At 37.4% G+C, this 16,338-nt stretch carries 15 protein-coding genes; 8 read left to right on the top strand and 7 right to left on the bottom strand.

The features are described 5' to 3' along the window. Nucleotides 1-51 precede the first annotated feature (51 nt). Nucleotides 52-1,947: an ATP-dependent zinc metalloprotease FtsH gene (ftsH, locus tag I8T81_RS04160; protein WP_025469076.1), complete on the bottom strand. Its 1,896-nt coding sequence runs from the start codon at nt 1,945-1,947 to the stop codon at nt 52-54. Nucleotides 1,948-2,081: 134 nt separating this feature from the next. Next, complete coding sequence (gene rlmE / locus I8T81_RS04155; RefSeq protein WP_000235573.1) at nt 2,082-2,732, bottom strand: 23S rRNA (uridine(2552)-2'-O)-methyltransferase RlmE; 651 nt, start codon at nt 2,730-2,732, stop codon at nt 2,082-2,084. Between the two features lie 199 nt (nt 2,733-2,931). Between rlmE and yhbY the strand changes: the two genes are divergently transcribed. Together yhbY and I8T81_RS04145 are read left to right on the top strand one after the other, a co-directional pair. After that, complete coding sequence (gene yhbY / locus I8T81_RS04150) at nt 2,932-3,255, top strand: ribosome assembly RNA-binding protein YhbY (RefSeq protein WP_004699631.1); 324 nt, start codon at nt 2,932-2,934, stop codon at nt 3,253-3,255. Between the two features lie 15 nt (nt 3,256-3,270). Then, nucleotides 3,271-3,807, top strand: coding sequence for a DOMON-like domain-containing protein (locus tag I8T81_RS04145; protein ID WP_039253004.1), 537 nt, complete (start codon nt 3,271-3,273; stop codon nt 3,805-3,807). A gap of 56 nt (nt 3,808-3,863) precedes the next feature. On the opposite strand, the gene I8T81_RS04140 is transcribed toward I8T81_RS04145, so the two are convergent. Next, the gene (locus I8T81_RS04140) at nt 3,864-4,448 is read right to left on the bottom strand and encodes a hypothetical protein (RefSeq protein WP_198072171.1); all 585 of its coding nucleotides are present in this window, start codon (nt 4,446-4,448) and stop codon (nt 3,864-3,866) included. 312 nt (nt 4,449-4,760) lie between these two features. Here I8T81_RS04140 and carA point away from each other — a divergent pair, with 312 nt between their 5' ends. From carA to I8T81_RS04115, 5 genes are all read left to right on the top strand, one after another. Further along, nucleotides 4,761-5,900 carry a glutamine-hydrolyzing carbamoyl-phosphate synthase small subunit gene (carA, locus tag I8T81_RS04135; RefSeq protein ID WP_039253009.1) on the top strand — a complete coding sequence of 380 codons (1,140 nt, stop codon included), beginning with the start codon at nt 4,761-4,763 and terminating at the stop codon, nt 5,898-5,900. A gap of 14 nt (nt 5,901-5,914) precedes the next feature. Next, the gene (gene carB, locus I8T81_RS04130) at nt 5,915-9,145 is read left to right on the top strand and encodes a carbamoyl-phosphate synthase large subunit (RefSeq protein WP_004699623.1); all 3,231 of its coding nucleotides are present in this window, start codon (nt 5,915-5,917) and stop codon (nt 9,143-9,145) included. An 87-nt stretch (nt 9,146-9,232) separates the two neighbouring features. After that, nucleotides 9,233-9,709 carry a transcription elongation factor GreA gene (gene greA, locus I8T81_RS04125; protein WP_004699621.1) on the top strand — a complete coding sequence of 159 codons (477 nt, stop codon included), beginning with the start codon at nt 9,233-9,235 and terminating at the stop codon, nt 9,707-9,709. Between the two features lie 71 nt (nt 9,710-9,780). Continuing rightward, nucleotides 9,781-10,413 (top strand): CatB-related O-acetyltransferase, encoded by a 633-nt coding sequence (locus I8T81_RS04120; protein WP_198072170.1) that lies wholly within the window; start codon nt 9,781-9,783, stop codon nt 10,411-10,413. A gap of 122 nt (nt 10,414-10,535) precedes the next feature. Beyond that, a complete protein-coding gene (locus tag I8T81_RS04115; RefSeq protein WP_004699616.1) occupies nt 10,536-10,973 on the top strand; it encodes a universal stress protein in 438 nt (145 codons plus the stop codon). 38 nt (nt 10,974-11,011) lie between these two features. On the opposite strand, the gene I8T81_RS04110 is transcribed toward I8T81_RS04115, so the two are convergent. Next, on the bottom strand, nt 11,012-11,758 hold the full coding sequence (locus I8T81_RS04110) for a hypothetical protein (RefSeq protein WP_198072169.1): 747 nt from the start codon (nt 11,756-11,758) through the stop codon (nt 11,012-11,014). A 23-nt stretch (nt 11,759-11,781) separates the two neighbouring features. Then, nucleotides 11,782-12,111 (bottom strand): MGMT family protein, encoded by a 330-nt coding sequence (locus I8T81_RS04105; protein WP_077164276.1) that lies wholly within the window; start codon nt 12,109-12,111, stop codon nt 11,782-11,784. Nucleotides 12,112-12,190: 79 nt separating this feature from the next. Here I8T81_RS04105 and I8T81_RS04100 point away from each other — a divergent pair, with 79 nt between their 5' ends. Further along, nucleotides 12,191-12,910, top strand: a complete 720-nt coding sequence (locus I8T81_RS04100) for a zinc metalloprotease (RefSeq protein ID WP_198072168.1) — start codon at nt 12,191-12,193, stop codon at nt 12,908-12,910. Here the strand turns inward: I8T81_RS04100 and I8T81_RS04095 are convergent. Both I8T81_RS04095 and I8T81_RS04090 read right to left on the bottom strand, forming a co-directional pair. After that, nucleotides 12,907-14,631, bottom strand: coding sequence for a CapA family protein (locus tag I8T81_RS04095; RefSeq protein WP_198072167.1), 1,725 nt, complete (start codon nt 14,629-14,631; stop codon nt 12,907-12,909). The genes I8T81_RS04100 and I8T81_RS04095 overlap by 4 nt on opposite strands. Continuing rightward, the gene (locus tag I8T81_RS04090; RefSeq protein WP_198072166.1) at nt 14,628-16,283 is read right to left on the bottom strand and encodes a glycoside hydrolase family protein; all 1,656 of its coding nucleotides are present in this window, start codon (nt 16,281-16,283) and stop codon (nt 14,628-14,630) included. The genes I8T81_RS04095 and I8T81_RS04090 overlap by 4 nt, the downstream gene beginning before the upstream one ends. Between the last annotated feature and the right edge of the window lie 55 nt (nt 16,284-16,338).

Below are 16,338 nucleotides of genomic sequence, written 5' to 3'. Positions count from 1 at the left end.
AGTTAAGACAAATAAAAAAGCCACATAACTGTGGCTTTTTTATTAATTAACTTAATTCATCGCTGGTAATGGCGGTGGAGTAGATGGACCATCTTTCGGTGGTTCAAATGCCGATACCGGATTTTCAGCAATATAAACTTTAGGTGGTTGAGGCTCGCGACCTTCCATGATGTCACGGATTTGCTCACGATCAATAGTTTCCCATTCCATCAACGCTTTAACCATAGCATGTGCGATATCTTTATTATTTTCCAAGATATCACGAGCAACTTTATATTGTTCATCTAAAATACGGCGTACTTCCTGATCAACCTGTTGTTGAGTTGCTTCAGAAATTGTGCGGCTACCTACGTTACCGAAGAATCCATTTTGATTTTCATCTTCGTAAACCATAACACCCATTTTGTCAGACATACCATACTTCGTAACCATCGCACGAGCCATTTTCGTAGCACGCTCAAAGTCATTTGAAGCACCAGTCGATTGCTGCTGAATAAAGACTTCTTCAGCAATACGACCACCAAACAAAATTGCAATTTCATTTAACATTTTGTCTTTATAGTGGCTAATCTGATCTTGTTCAGGTAACTGCCAAGTTACACCTAAAGCCCAACCACGCGGCATAATTGTTACTTTATGCACAGGGTCAGTACCTGGTAAAATCTCAGCAACAATTGCATGACCAGCTTCATGATAAGCAGTTGCACGACGCTCTTCTTCACGTAGAACCATCGACTTACGCTCTGGACCCATGTAGATCTTGTCTTTTGCATCTTCAAAGTCATGCATATCGACAGTATTCTTATTACGGCGAGCAGCAAACAAAGCAGCTTCGTTTACAAGGTTTGCCAACTGAGCACCAGAGAAACCAGGTGTACCACGTGATAAGACTTTAACATCTACACCAGTCACTGAAGGTAACTTTTTCAAATGTACATTCAGGATTTGCTCACGACCACGGATGTCCGGTAGACCTACCATAACTTGACGGTCGAAACGGCCTGGACGTAACAAAGCTTTATCCAACACATCAACACGGTTAGTTGCAGCAATAACGATTACGCCTTCATTACCTTCAAAACCATCCATCTCTACGAGCATTTGGTTTAAGGTTTGCTCGCGTTCGTCATGTCCACCGCCAGTACCTGAACCACGGTGACGACCTACTGCATCAATCTCATCAATAAAGATGATACATGGTGCATGACGTTTTGCTTGTTCAAACATATCACGGACACGGGACGCACCCACACCCACAAACATCTCAACAAAATCAGAACCAGAAATGCTGAAGAATGGAACTTTTGCTTCACCAGCAATTGCTTTAGCTAATAACGTTTTACCAGTACCTGGAGGACCAACCATAAGTACGCCACGTGGAATTGTAGCGCCCAAGCGTTTGAACTTTGCAGGATCTTTTAAGAAATCTACAATTTCTACAACTTCTTGTTTAGCTTCATCACAACCGGCAACGTCAGCAAAAGTCACTTTGATTTGGTCTTCAGAAAGCATTTTTGCTTTTGACTTACCAAAACTCATCGGACCATTTTTACCGCCTGCACCACCACCCATGTTACGCATAAAGAACATGAATAACAGAATGATTAACAGTACAGGGAAACTAGCAATGAGAAGTTGCATCAAAATGCCTTGACGTTGTGGTGCTGTGCCCTCTACAACAACATTTTGCTTGTTTAAGCTTGGCATAAGTTCAGTGTCTTCAACTTGCGGACGAACAGTTTCAAACTGAGATCCGTTAGTTTTTTCACCACTAATATTTAAACCGTCAATCGTGACTTGCTTAATTTGGCCAGCATTCACCGCTGCAACAAAATCTGAATATTTCATTGCAGAAGGCTTATTGCGGTCACTGATATTACTGAAAATTAAAATCAGAACACCCAGTATTATTAGCCACAATACGGCATTCTTGAAGTAATCGCTCAAAGCTTTATTCCCATATCGATCTAATTTGATCATGCCTAATCTTGGCCGATCTTCTTAAAAACAGCAATTGTCTTGCTTGCGGATAACCTAAAAGATACAAAATGCACAATTTTTAGGAGCTTGGCAAGTAAACTTTATTGCAATGCTTTCTTACGCCCTTGTCCAACCAAAAAAACTTCTTTAGATCGTGCCCGAGAAGCTGCCGGTTTTGCTGTTTTTAACACATCAAAACTATCAACGACTTGTTTACGAAACTCATCAAATCCTGCGCCTTGGAACACTTTAACAACAAATTGTCCATTTGGACCCAAGACTTTTTGAGCAAAGTCTAAAGCAAGTTCACATAAGTAAATCTGTCGAGGTTGATCAACAGCCCTATTACCTGATGTATTGGGGGCCATATCAGAAATTACAATGTCTACTTGTCTTCCATTTAAAATATTTAACAATTTTTCAAATACTGCTTCTTCTCTGAAGTCGCCTTGTAAGAAAGTGACATCCGGCAAAGCATCCATAGGTAAAATATCGGAAGCAATAACCAACCCCTTGCTACCAACAAGTTTCCCAGCAATTTGCGACCAACTCCCAGGAGCCGCTCCCAAATCAACCACTGTCATGCCTGGCTTGATCAACTTATATTTTTCTTGAATTTCAAGAAGTTTATATGCTGCTCGTGCACGATATCCTTCCTTTTGTGCTTTTTTTACAAAAGGATCGTCTAGATGTTCCCTCATCCACGCACGACTACTTTTAGACAATTTTTGGTTTGTAATGCGTGTTGCCATAACTCACTAAATATCAAAAAAACTTCTGATTGCTCATTGTACGTGAAAATTACTCTCATTACAGTACGGATGTAACGTAATCTCAATAACTTTTACAGTTTTTTTCCAATAATGTTGATCGATTATTTATACAGTTTTTCGTACATTTGATTTTAAGTTTTTTGCTATACTAAGTCGTTTTTAAAATCAGGTATTTTTAATGGCCGCTTTATCTATTCATGAACGTAAACGTTTACGTCAAATTGGTCATGTGCTTAATCCAGTTGTCATGATTGGTGGACAAGGTTTAACAGATGCTGTAATCGAAGAAACTCTTCGTGCTTTGAATGATCATGAACTCATCAAAGTAAAAGTTGCTGGCGAAGATCGTGAAGCTCGTGCTGCTGTAATCGATGCCATTGTTGAAGCAACTGGTGCTGAAGCTGTGCAAAAAATTGGTAAAATTGTTTTACTTTACAAAAAAGCAGCTAAACAGAACCAACACTTATCTAACCTTGTTCGTCACGCTCACTTAGCAAACTAATTTATTGACTACTTTATGGCAAGTTACGAACTTTCAGCTTTTGATCGTTTTCATGCTGTTTCTGTTGTTGGCGCAATTGAACAGCAAACCCCACATACATTAAATGTGGGTTTTTGGATTCGTGATCCAAACCAACTTATTATCTGGCCTCAAGAAGTTGCAGCTCATCCCCGTCAAGATTTTTTGTGGGAAGAGACTTGTTTTGAGATTTTTATTGGCGTGCATGGTGAAGATTTTTATCGGGAAATTAATCTTTCTCCTTCTCAAGCATGGCAAACTTACCAGTTTGAAGAATATCGCTATCCGGAAAGCATGCCTCCCCTCGTTGCTTACGATATCGAGCTCAATCATCTCAAGCGTACTCACTACGGCTTAAATGTAAGTCTTGATTTAGGTCAGTTTATGCAGCAGCATCATTTAAAATGGGCAAACCTTTATTTAGGTTTAACCGCTGTTTTAAAGACTAAAGATGGTATGCAGTACTATGCAATGCAGCATAGTGGACAAAATGCTGATTTTCACAATAAACGTGATTGGCTACATCAGTTTTAAAAGTAAAAAAGCGAGAAATTGATTCTCGCTTTTTTATCAATTTTATGAAGCTAAACTTAGTTATCTCTTGCTTTGTTCCAAGCTTCAACCGCATTATTTTTAGTGCGTTTCAAACTCTCACTTAAAGAATCTTTATGCTTCAAAGAGATTTGGCTAATGTCACCTTTAAGTTCTTTGGTTACTTTTGTTAAATCTTCAATTAATGCATTAATTTCAGCTTTTAATGTATTTTTTAGTTCATTTAATCCTTCTTGAGACGTATTGAACTGAGCTTTAATCACATCAAGACGTTGTAAAATATCTTGTTTAATCTGAGCAAACTGATTTTGAATGTTTTGGTTCAACTCTTGAGTCTCAGTCTCAATTTTTTCTTCAGTTTCACTCAATACAACTTTTACTTGTTCTTGAGTTTCATTTATAGCTTCTTTAACTTGCGAAGTTGCTTCTTGAGCGACTTCTTTTACCTGTTCTGTTTTTTCAGCTACAACTTCTTTTACCTGCGTCGCTTTAGCACCCACTGCTTTTTTAGCACGGGTCGTTGTTTTAGCAACAACTTCTTTCACTTCTGTTACTTCAGCTTTAACAACATCCGCAACTTTAGAAGCGTTTTCAGCTATATCTTTTGAAACTTGATTGCTCATACTATTTCCTCATATTGTTTATTTTTTTCTAACATTACAATAAGTGGAATTAGCATAATTTAACTGCCAGATTGTTAGACAATTTGCCAAAAGTATCAATTTCAGACAAGCGGATGAATATTTTTGCAAAAAGCAAGCAAGGAATTATATTTTTTAATAGAAAACAAATAGACTTTTTAGGGTTCCATGCGTATAATGCGCTGTTAAGTTACAAGCGGGCAGACCGATGAGGAGGGGCATGTTTTTTTAGAACATCGCCTATCTTTTTTAGGTCTACTCGCTTTTTTACAGCCGAAATTCAGGAGCTTTGGTTTGAGCATCCCCGCCATTTTAGCCCTCGCAGATGGAACGATCTTTAAAGGAACGTCAATCGGCGCAACGGGAAGTACGACTGGTGAAGTCGTTTTTAACACAGCCATGACAGGCTATCAAGAAATTTTGACTGACCCAAGTTATGCACAACAAATTGTGACATTAACTTACCCTCATATTGGTAACACTGGTTGCAACGAAGAAGACGTTGAATCTGGTCGTATCCATAAAGTATGGGCGAATGGTTTAATTATTCGTGACCTTCCACTACTACACAGTAACTTCCGTTCTGAGCAGTCGTTAGGTGAATATTTACAAGCGCACAATGTTGTTGCAATTGCTGATATTGATACACGTAAACTTACTCGTATTTTACGTGACAAAGGTGCACAAAATGGTTGCATCCTTGCTGGCGAAAATATTACTGAAGAAGAAGCTATTGCTAAAGCTCGCGCTTTTGGTGGTCTAAATGGTTTAGACCTTGCTAAAGAGTGCTGTGATCCAACAGGTTTTGAATGGTCTGAAGGTTCATGGGTATTAGGTAAGGGCTTTACACAACCTGAGTTAAAATATCATGTGGTTGCATACGATTATGGTGTCAAAACCAACATCTTGCGTATGCTTGCAGACCGCGGTTGCAAACTTACTGTTGTCCCTGCTGAAACTCCGGCTGAAAAAGTATTAGCACTTAATCCAGATGGCGTATTCCTTTCAAACGGTCCTGGTGACCCAGCTGCTTGTGACTATGCAATCGAAGCTGTAAACACTATTGTTGAAACCACAACATTACCTGTATTTGGTATCTGTTTAGGACACCAAATCTTGGCACTCGCTTCTGGTGCAAAAACTGTAAAAATGAATCATGGTCACCACGGTGCAAACCACCCTGTACAAAATCTTGAAGATGGTACAGTGATGATTACATCTCAAAACCATGGTTTTGCTGTAGATGCAGAAACATTACCGGCTAACTTAAAAGCAACGCATAAATCATTGTTCGATGGCACCTTACAAGGTATCCACCGTACTGACAAACCAGCTTTCAGCTTCCAAGGTCACCCTGAAGCAAGCCCAGGTCCACATGATTGTGCACCATTGTTCGATCATTTCATCGAACTTATCGAAGCATCTAAACAGTAATTACGGAGCGAATAATGCCTAAACGTACGGATATTAAAAGCATCTTAATTATTGGTGCTGGTCCAATTGTTATTGGTCAGGCTTGTGAGTTTGACTACTCTGGTGCTCAAGCATGTAAAGCGCTTCGTGAAGAAGGCTACCGTGTTATTTTGGTTAACTCTAACCCAGCGACCATTATGACTGACCCTTCAATGGCTGATGCAACATATATTGAGCCAATTACTTGGCAAACTGTTGCTCAAATCATTGAAAAAGAGCGTCCAGATGCAGTCCTACCTACGATGGGTGGACAAACCGCATTGAACTGCGCACTTGCACTTGATGAAAATGGCGTATTAGCGAAGTACAATGTAGAACTTATTGGTGCAACTAAAGAAGCGATTGAAAAAGCCGAAGACCGTAAACTCTTCGACATCGCTATGCGCAAAATCGGTTTGGAATGTCCAAAAGCTGCTATTGCTGAAACCATGGAAGAAGCATTGGAAATCCAATCTCGCTTTGGTTTCCCAGTAATTATCCGTCCTTCATTCACAATGGGTGGTTCAGGCGGTGGTATTGCATATAACCGTGAAGAATTCCTTGAAATCTGTGAACGTGGTTTCGACCTCTCTCCTACTCACCAATTATTGATTGATGAATCATTAATCGGCTGGAAAGAGTACGAAATGGAAGTTGTTCGTGACAAAAACGACAACTGTATTATCGTATGTGCGATCGAAAACTTTGACCCAATGGGTGTTCACACTGGTGACTCAATCACTGTAGCACCAGCTCAAACATTGACTGACAAAGAATATCAATTGATGCGTAATGCTTCAGTTGCAGTTCTTCGTGAAATTGGTGTTGAGACCGGTGGTTCTAACGTTCAGTTCGGTATTAATCCGAAAGACGGCCGTATGGTTGTGATCGAGATGAACCCTCGTGTATCTCGTTCATCTGCTCTTGCTTCTAAAGCAACTGGTTTCCCAATTGCAAAAATCGCTGCGAAACTAGCTGTTGGTTATACTCTTGATGAATTGAAAAATGACATCACTGGTGGTGTAACTCCTGCGAGCTTTGAACCAGCAATTGACTATGTTGTAACGAAGATTCCTCGTTTTAACTTTGAGAAGTTCCCACAAGCAGAACCTGTTCTTACCACTCAGATGAAGTCTGTTGGTGAAGTCATGGCAATTGGCCGTAACTTCCAAGAATCTGTACAAAAAGCATTACGTGGTCTTGAGGTTGGTGTAAGCGGTTTTGATGAAAAAATCGAAGCTGGTGCAACAAACGTAAAAGAAACGATTTTAAAAGAGCTTAAAGTTCCGGGTCCTGAGCGTATTTGGTACGTAGCAGATGCATTCCGTCATGGTTTCTCTTTAGATGACGTATTTGAAGCTACTAAAATTGACCGTTGGTTCTTGATTCAAATTCAAGATATCGTCAACACAGAAGCTCAAGTAAAAACTTTAGGTTTTGGTGACTTAAACGCGGATAACATCCGTTCGTTCAAGCGTAAAGGTTTATCGGACCTTCGTATTGCTCACCTCATGGGCATTTCACAAAAGCAATTCCGTAAACAACGTTGGAACTTGGGTGTTTATCCAGTTTACAAACGTGTTGATACATGTGCTGCCGAGTTTGAATCTGGCACAGCATATATGTATTCAACTTACGATGAAGAATGTGAAGCAAATCCATCAAATCGTGACAAGATCATGGTAATTGGTGGTGGTCCAAACCGTATTGGTCAAGGTATCGAATTTGACTACTGCTGTGTACACGCTGCTCTAGCTATGCGTGAAGACGGTTATGAAACAATCATGGTGAATTGTAACCCTGAGACTGTTTCTACCGACTACGACACATCAGATCGTTTGTACTTCGAACCTGTAACACTTGAAGATGTTCTTGAAATCGTTCGTACTGAGAAGCCAAAAGGCGTAATCGTACAATACGGTGGTCAGACTCCACTTAAGTTAGCACGTGCTTTAGAAGAAGCTGGTACTCCTATTATCGGTACTTCTCCAGATGCAATTGACCGTGCAGAAGACCGTGAACGTTTCCAACAAATGATTCAACGTTTACAGCTTCGCCAACCAAACAACAGCATTGTAAAATCTGCTGAAGAAGGTATCTCTGAAGCTGCGAAAGTTGGTTATCCGTTAGTTGTTCGCCCATCTTATGTATTGGGTGGTCGCGCAATGGAAATCGTGTATAACGAAGATGAACTTAAACGTTATCTTCGCGAAGCAGTACAAGCTTCTAACGAAGCCCCTGTTCTTCTTGACCGTTTCCTTGACGATGCAACTGAAGTTGACGTTGACTGCGTATCTGACGGTAAAGATGTTGTGATTGGCGGTATCATGCAGCACATCGAACAAGCAGGTATTCACTCAGGTGACTCTGCGTGTTCTATTCCTCCTTACTCTCTGTCTCAAGAGATTCAGGACGAAATGCGTCGTCAAACAGTGGCTATGGCAAAAGAACTTGGTGTTGTTGGCTTGATGAACGTTCAATTCGCAGTAAAAGGCGATGACGTTTATGTTCTTGAAGTAAACCCACGTGCTTCACGTACTGTTCCGTTCGTATCGAAATGTATTGGTGAATCTTTAGCAAAAGTAGCTGCTCGTTGTATGGCGGGTCAATCACTTGAATCTCAAGGCTTTACTAAAGAAATCATTCCAACACACTTTTCTGTGAAGGAAGCAGTTTTCCCATTTGCTAAATTCCAAGGCGTAGACCCAATGCTTGGGCCTGAGATGAAATCTACAGGTGAAGTAATGGGTGTTGGTAAGACATTCGGTGAAGCATTCTATAAAGCTGTTTTAGGTTCTAATGACCGCTTACCGGGCTTGCCAACTGAAGGCGAAGAAAAGATTGCTTTCTTATCTGTCCGTGAATCTGATAAGAAATATATCGCTGATATCGCTAAAAAGTTTGTAGCATACGGCTTCAAACTGGTAGCAACAGGTGGAACTTATAAAGTGCTTAAAGAAGCAGGTTTGGAATGTGAACCTGTAAATAAAGTAACTGAAGGTCGTCCACACATTGTTGACCGCTTGAAAAATGGCGAAATACACCTTATTGTCAACACTACTGAAGGCAAACAAGCTCAATATGACTCTGCAATGATTCGTCGTGCTGCCCTACAAGGCAAAGTGTATTACACAACGACTATCAATGGCGCAGAAGCAGTTTGCCAAGCCTTTGCTGTGAAATTGCCAATGGATGTATACCGCTTGCAAGATTTAACTGTAGGTTAATTTTTTTCCGATAAGTCCCGCCACCTTATCGGTGGCGGGATTTTTTCATTTTTTTAACTGTGTTTTCTCAACTTAAGAGGGACCGAAATGCAACGTTATCCAATGACCCCTGAAGGTAAAAGTGCCTTAGAGAAAGAATTACAACATCTGAAATCTGTTGAACGTCCGCGTATTACTCAAGCGATTGCTGAGGCACGTGAACATGGGGACTTAAAAGAAAATGCAGAATATCATGCTGCTCGTGAGCAACAAGGTTTCTGCGAAGGCCGTATCCAAGATATCGAAGGAAAATTGGGTGCTGCACAAGTCATCGATGTTAAAGACTTAGAACAAAACGGTCGTGTTGTATTCGGTGTTACGGTAACGATTGAAAACCTTGATACTGAAGAACGCAAGACTTATAAAATTGTTGGCGATGATGAAGCTGATTTTAAAATTAATAAAATCTCAGTGAACTCACCAATTGCTCGTGGCCTTTTAGGCAAAAATGAAGGTGATGAAGCAAAAATTATCACTCCTCAAGGTGAAGTTGAATACGAAGTTGTAAGCGTAGAATATCTTTAAGATACTACTCTTAAGCCCCTCTTTATGAGGGGTTTTTAATTGCTTTAAATCATTTGTTTGGATAGTAAATTATGGATACACCTCTGATTAACTCACCAGTCCGTCATTGGTGTGAATTTGAGTTTATTTCCAAAACTGTCAAAAATCCGAATATCCATATCAAGGGTAATTACTCTTACTACTCAGCCTATTGGGATCAAGGTTTTGAGCGTTGTGTAGTACGCTATTTACACGACAAACCCTCTACTCCAGAAAAACCTATTGATCAGCTTTATATTGGTAATTTTGTATGTTTTGGTGCTGAATGCGTGATTATGATGGGTGGCAATCAGCTTCATAGACCAGATTGGATTTCGACTTTCCCCTTCGATACTCGTAGTTTTCTAGCAGCTGGCCACACCATCATTGCAGATGGTTGTTGGATTGGAAGCCGTGCAATGATTATGCAAGGCGTAAAAATTGGTGAAGGCGCAGTTATTGCAACTGGAGCCGTTGTAACAAAAGACGTTCCACCCTATGCAACTGTTGGTGGAGTTCCGGCAAAAGTTATTAAATACCGTTTTCCGCCAGAGCAAATAGAGAAACTACTCACTTTAAAACTTTATGATTTAGATGAAAAACAAGTTTTAAAAATGCGTGAATATTTGCAAACTGATGATATCAATGCTTTAACAACACATATTGAAAATTTAAGAGATAAATAAAAAATAGTGCCAAGATTTTCTTGTTTCAATAACACAAATCATTACGAGCTAGAATTTAAATCGTAAGAAAAGAAGTATAAAGTATTGAATAAATAAGCATCATTACAATAAGGAACAATCTCATGTCATATCAGCATATTCTTGTACCAATTGATGGTTCTGAAACTTCTACGGTCGCTATGAAAGAAGCCATCAAGCTCGGAAAAGCATTAAATAGTAAAATTACTATCGTACAAGTGATGGCGCTTGATCCAATTATTGCGGATCTTTATGTAAAGACTGGTCAAACAAATGAATTGATTGAACGCACTAGAACTTATTTACTCGATATTTTAGAACAAGCCAAACAACAATTTGTACAAGAAGGGCTTACCGTAGAAACCAAATTACTTGAAGGCTTTGTGGTTCATGAAGAAATTATTCAAGCTGCACAAGACATCAATGCAGATCTCATCGTTATGGGTTCGCATGGCCGTACAGGTGTCCGAAAACTTGTATTAGGAAGTGTTGCACAAAAAGTTTTAGGTGAAAGCCATATTCCTGTTTTGATTGTTCGCTAAAAAAATACCTATCTGGCTCAATTTAGTCAGGTAGGTATCTATTTTTTAAATGGAATAACATCTTCACTCGATTGTTCAACTGTTATTGTTTTTTTACTTTTAAAAGCATCCCAAGAATAATTTTTATAATTTAATTGCCATAAATAGTAAGATTGACCGATATCTTTAAACCTAATATTTAATGTCATCCATTTTTCATCATGACAATGCGGTGACTTCTTATACTCTTGTTCTGAAAAGCATGCACGAATCATTTCACTTGTAGAAAAATTAATATCTTTTAATGCAACTTGATACCGCCCTTTAGGCTTAAGCTCAATAAAATCAGCATTTTCTTCAAAACGCCCCCCTCCAGAGTAACCAGTAAACCAAGTATTTAGTACTGCTATGGCATATTCATTTTTATTGAGTGGATATAGTGCTGGAAAGATTTTGAGTCCATCAGGACCTAAATCATCAGAATGTGGCTCTTTATTAGTATGTTCATAATTTTTAAAGTTCCACTCATTTATTACTGTGTATTGGTTATTCTGCTTTTTAACTTGAGCAATTTGCGGAGTCTCATCTATTAAATAATAAGTCTGATCTTGTGTATTTTTGGGTTTCCACAGCTTAACTTCATCGCTACATTTCTGACTCAACTGCTGACAAATTGAGTGTATTTCTTGTGATGAAGCTTTCACATTTATAAAAGGTTGGGCTGAAATAGTCTGCTCTGCGAAACTCGATTGCACTGTTAAACTTATTAATAATATGCCTACAGTCCGCCATTTATAATTCTGCATTTGTATTTTTCTCTTTAATAATATTAAGGTTGCCAAGCAAATTGCTTTAAGTTCACTTTACCATTCAATAAGTAGACTCCTTCAGCTTCAAGCTTTAACTGCTGAACATTTTCACCTTTTTCATTAAATTTACTTAGGCTAATTTTACCTTGTGAGTTAATAACGCGGTACCAAGGCACCTGATGATCTGCTTCAAGATGTTTAAGAACATAACCCACTAATCTGGCATGTTTAGGTAACCCAGCCATACGTGCTATTTGTCCGTAAGTTGCTACTTTTCCATATGGAATTAGAGCGATGACTTCTAAAATTTGTCGATGTAGTTCATACTGAGTTGTCAAAATGGAATCCATAAAAATTGACATCGTTCATATCATATAAAAATTTACTTTAAATCACTTTAGAATAATATGCAGAGACAATGCGATGAATATGAAAAAAACCTTATTGATGATTACAGGAACACTTCTTTGTGCCTCTTGTACAACCACTTCTCCTCAACTAAAGCCAGAGCCATTGATAGAAGAACCTGCTAATAATAGGCCTGTAGTTCCAGTCACTTTCGTTTTTACAACCAACAATCCTTCTGCTGCACGTTTCGACAACCTTGCACAAATGCGAAAAGAAGTTGGTATTTTGAATAAATATTATTTAGATGACCAAGGAAACAAAATATTTAATTTTAAGTTAAATCGTTATATCTCTTATCAAGATTTTTCAAAATTGCACTGCCAACTTGGTAATGAAATAAATCAACCTCGCCCTATTTCTATAGGATCTATGCCTGCAAGCGTCAATGCATGCTTTCCTAAACGTACAACAAGTAAAGAAGTGATTGTCTTTATATACGATGCTTATTCAAAAAAGTTAGAGTTTAATGATATTACGAGCCGAACATTCCGTAATAATGGAAAGCCTTTTATTTTATTAGACTGGAATAGATTAAATTATAATATACAAGCAGGTAGTATTCATGAAATGGGCCACGCTTTCGGCTTGAAACATGTTTGTGCTCCTAATGCTACAAAAACCACACCAACCAATATTATGGCTAGTGCTGAATGTAAATTGGGTAGTGGTGGTCTAAGAAACTTAGGTTTTACCCCATCACAGCTTCAAACAATTTTATCGAGTTATCAGCAATATCCTTAAAATTTGATCTCAACATACCATCCTAAGTTATCTTGGGTAGTAATGTAGCGTTCAGAGGTCAGTAAAGATGTCATGTAAGTACTGGCCTTTGAGAAGTCATTAATATCTACCGGATATGGCTGCCAGAATGTTTGTAAGTTATTGGTATAAATTGGATAAAGTCGAAGCAAATCCTTTGTTAAATCTATTCTGGCAATACAGCCAAATGGCAAAGAATGATGCTGCTCATATTCTCCATCACTATTAAATACAGCATTGCCGATACCCAACACCACTGGCTTTTGGTTGATAAGCTGAATTGGCTGAATAGTATGAGCACCATGACCAATAATTAGGTCAGCCCCAGCCTGTGTAAGAATACCAGCAAGTTTAATTTGCTCTTTTGTAGGAGGTTTAAAGTCGACTCCCCAATGACAAATAACAATAATTTTATTTTTAGGATGAGCCTGTTTATAAAAAACTATTTGCTCAAGTAAGACACCGTTTAAACAAGCGACTCCACTTCTTGACCCTAGCGCATAAAAGTCATAATCCAAATAAGCAGTGTCTCTATGCCAATAACCATTAAAAATCGCATAGTGCTTATTTTCAAAAACTATTTCAAAGTAATTGTGAGCGTCTTTTTGGTTGTGCCCAGCACCAATATAGGAAACATTAGTCTCGTCCAATTGTTGTAATGTATAGGTAAGCCCTTCATCACCATAATCTTTGAGATGATTATTTGCTAACACCAAATAATTTAGATGAATGCTTTTAAATTCTTCTAATGTTTTTTTAGCATCAGCTTTTAGAATGAATGGCTTTTTATCTTTTAATAGTGATTGGTTTTCTAGAGAAAAGACAGCTTCAAAGTTAGCTATATTTATGTCATTTTTACCTAAAAATGGCTGTATTTTTTTAAATGAAAAGTGATATCCATATTGTTGTAGAGCATCTGTTTGCCCTCTTGACTTACGCTTTTCGGTATACATTTCACCGAAATAAGTATCTCCAAGAATATTAATAATCCCAGTCTGTGAAGTACAATTCTTCGCCTTTACGTGCTCTTCTTGGAAACAGTGATAATAAGGAACCAAATGCTCGAGACGGTGAATGTCATCTAAAAAAGAGAAAAAGCCAATGCTCTGGTTATCTTCAAGATAAGTGATATAAATTTTTCTAAATTGATGGGAGATATATAAAACCGAGGTTAGCACTGGATGAGCAATTAAAGGTGTAATCGGTTGATATACTTTATTTTTAAAAGAAAGGTTTTTAATAAAGAAAAAATTTTTTAGCTCGGCTGGATAGTTATAAATATTTTTTGCCAACAAAAATAGATTTTTTAATTGATTAGAGGAATTTAAAGATAAGTGATAGTTCTCTGCTCTTTGAGACAAAATCAATTGGGCTTGCTCAACGGAATCAAACAGTATATTGCTTAAGGCATCTTTAACATCATTTGCATGAGTAAAAATTAAAAATTGTAAGAGCTCGACAAATGTATAAGATTCATTTTTTTCTAAACCTAAATTTTGTTCACCAAGTTGCTTAGGCTTTTGCTCAGATACAACATAGGTTTTATTTGCTTCGATGTTTTTTTGTTGAAATTGCTCCAATGCATAATCAATAAGCAATAAAGTTGAAACATCTTCATCAACTTCAAATTTCCAAACCGCATTATCGAAGTTAGTATGATCTAGAGGCGCCAATAACTTAATTTCAAAAAGAGAGTAAGTCATACCTCATCTCCTTCGAAATCTTTTACGTAGGCTATATAGCCTGATAAGTTATGTTCTTGGTCATCTATTCTTACTCTAAAGCGATCATGTCGCACATAAAAAGCATGTAATATTTTATCTGGACGATCCATATACATCGCCATTTCTGGATAGAAAAAACCCGTAGTTTGGAATTCAGCCCGAAATTTAATGAGTTTTTTTAGCTCTGACATATAAGCTTGTTCAAGAAGCTCTTGATGGCCTTGCTCTTTTAATCGATTTACCATTTTATAAGCAGCCATGAGCATTTCTAATAAAGTGGCATAAGTTGTCTTTCTATTTCTTATAAAAATAAAATGTTTTAAATAATTATTTAAACCAAAAATAAAATATTTTTCTTCAGGACATATTTTTGTAAGTTCATTGGTACAATAACTTAACCAATGATCATGATATTTTTCATATCTTTTATGAATAAAATTTTCAAACATTAATTTAACTGTTTCTAATAATCTTTTATCCTGATTTATTTGATATAACCTTAATAAAGCTAATGCTGCTTCGCCATCGTAATAAATAATTCTAAACTTTTCTTTTAAATTATAGTCTGGATAATTTAACACATGGGTAGTTAATCCATCTGAATCAACTAATTTTAAAATACCATTTGCAAGTTTTTCTGCATATTTTAAATATTCAGACTTTTGGGTAATTTCCTGATATTTCGTTAACATTAAAATAGCTGCTGCGTTTGCACCTAGTTTAATTTCAAACTCCCCTTCTTTACCATCAATCATAAAAGCAGTTGTAGAGTCTTTTTCTTTATAAAAGCTAGTAAGTGCATATTGCATGGCACTTATTATTTTAGGCAAATATTCAGGTTTATCTTGTATTTCGAACGTTTCTAATAGTGCATAAAGTGATGTGCAATGACGTACCGTATTATAGCTACGGATATCACGATCAAAAGCAGGAAAATAACCATAAATGAATTTGCCATTTTCTTGAATCTGACTGTGCAAAAACGCTGCATTTTTCTCAATGAGCTCTCTAAAATGCTGCTTCTTGTTGGTCGCAATAGCTCTAATACCATTTGCATCATAACGGCTTGCTAAATTAATGAATTGTCCATTTTCATAAAAAGTTGCATAGGTATCGAAAGTCCAAACATCTTGTAGCTCTTGTAGTCTAATTTGTGGCTTAGTAGCGTTATATTTTTGCTTAATCGCATAGTTCAAATTGATTTCATCAAAAAAATTAGGTTTGTCATAACTCAAACCTCGAATAATTGCTTTTCCATAGATCTCTTGCTCCAGAAAAACCACTGAACATGCTTCATCAAGTGCAATTCCTCTGCGGTAATGATTATTATGAAATTGATGATGAACAAGTTGTTCTATTTGACTCCAACTTTGTTTTTCTAGGTTGTACGCAACATCAATTTTTATATAGTCTGGAAGTTGATCTGGAGAAAACTGTCTATCAATAAAATCGAGTAATTCTATAGTAGCTTGTGAAAAAGCTGTCTTTTCGGTATGCCAGACACTACATCTTTGATCTTTAGGACCAAATGATATAAACAAAATTGTTTCTTCTGGAAGGTCTGAAACATGCTGAACGAAATGTTCCAACCAAAGCTTAAGTTGTCTTTTAAAGTCTAGAAATACCGACACTCGAATTAAATCCCTATTCGTTATTTGTTGTTCTATAAAATTTTCAATACATCAT

Source organism: Acinetobacter seifertii, from assembly GCF_016064815.1.
Lineage (GTDB): Bacteria > Pseudomonadota > Gammaproteobacteria > Pseudomonadales > Moraxellaceae > Acinetobacter > Acinetobacter seifertii.
The sequence above is the reverse complement of the archived record's forward strand: the minus strand, read 5'-3'. Positions and strand labels throughout refer to the sequence as shown.

Excerpts from the sequence above, each read along its gene's own strand:
- yhbY (WP_004699631.1), top strand. The coding sequence starts at position 2,932 with ATGGCCGCTTTATCTATTCATGAACGTAAACGTTTACGTCAAATTGGT.
- I8T81_RS04145 (WP_039253004.1), top strand. The coding sequence starts at position 3,271 with ATGGCAAGTTACGAACTTTCAGCTTTTGATCGTTTTCATGCTGTTTCT.
- I8T81_RS04100 (WP_198072168.1), top strand. The coding sequence starts at position 12,191 with ATGAAAAAAACCTTATTGATGATTACAGGAACACTTCTTTGTGCCTCT.
- I8T81_RS04105 (WP_077164276.1), bottom strand. The coding sequence starts at position 12,111 with ATGGATTCCATTTTGACAACTCAGTATGAACTACATCGACAAATTTTA.
- I8T81_RS04115 (WP_004699616.1), top strand. The coding sequence starts at position 10,536 with ATGTCATATCAGCATATTCTTGTACCAATTGATGGTTCTGAAACTTCT.
- I8T81_RS04095 (WP_198072167.1), bottom strand. The coding sequence starts at position 14,631 with ATGACTTACTCTCTTTTTGAAATTAAGTTATTGGCGCCTCTAGATCAT.
- carB (WP_004699623.1), top strand. The coding sequence starts at position 5,915 with ATGCCTAAACGTACGGATATTAAAAGCATCTTAATTATTGGTGCTGGT.
- rlmE (WP_000235573.1), bottom strand. The coding sequence starts at position 2,732 with ATGGCAACACGCATTACAAACCAAAAATTGTCTAAAAGTAGTCGTGCG.
- I8T81_RS04140 (WP_198072171.1), bottom strand. The coding sequence starts at position 4,448 with ATGAGCAATCAAGTTTCAAAAGATATAGCTGAAAACGCTTCTAAAGTT.
- I8T81_RS04120 (WP_198072170.1), top strand. The coding sequence starts at position 9,781 with ATGGATACACCTCTGATTAACTCACCAGTCCGTCATTGGTGTGAATTT.
- I8T81_RS04110 (WP_198072169.1), bottom strand. The coding sequence starts at position 11,758 with ATGCAGAATTATAAATGGCGGACTGTAGGCATATTATTAATAAGTTTA.
- greA (WP_004699621.1), top strand. The coding sequence starts at position 9,233 with ATGCAACGTTATCCAATGACCCCTGAAGGTAAAAGTGCCTTAGAGAAA.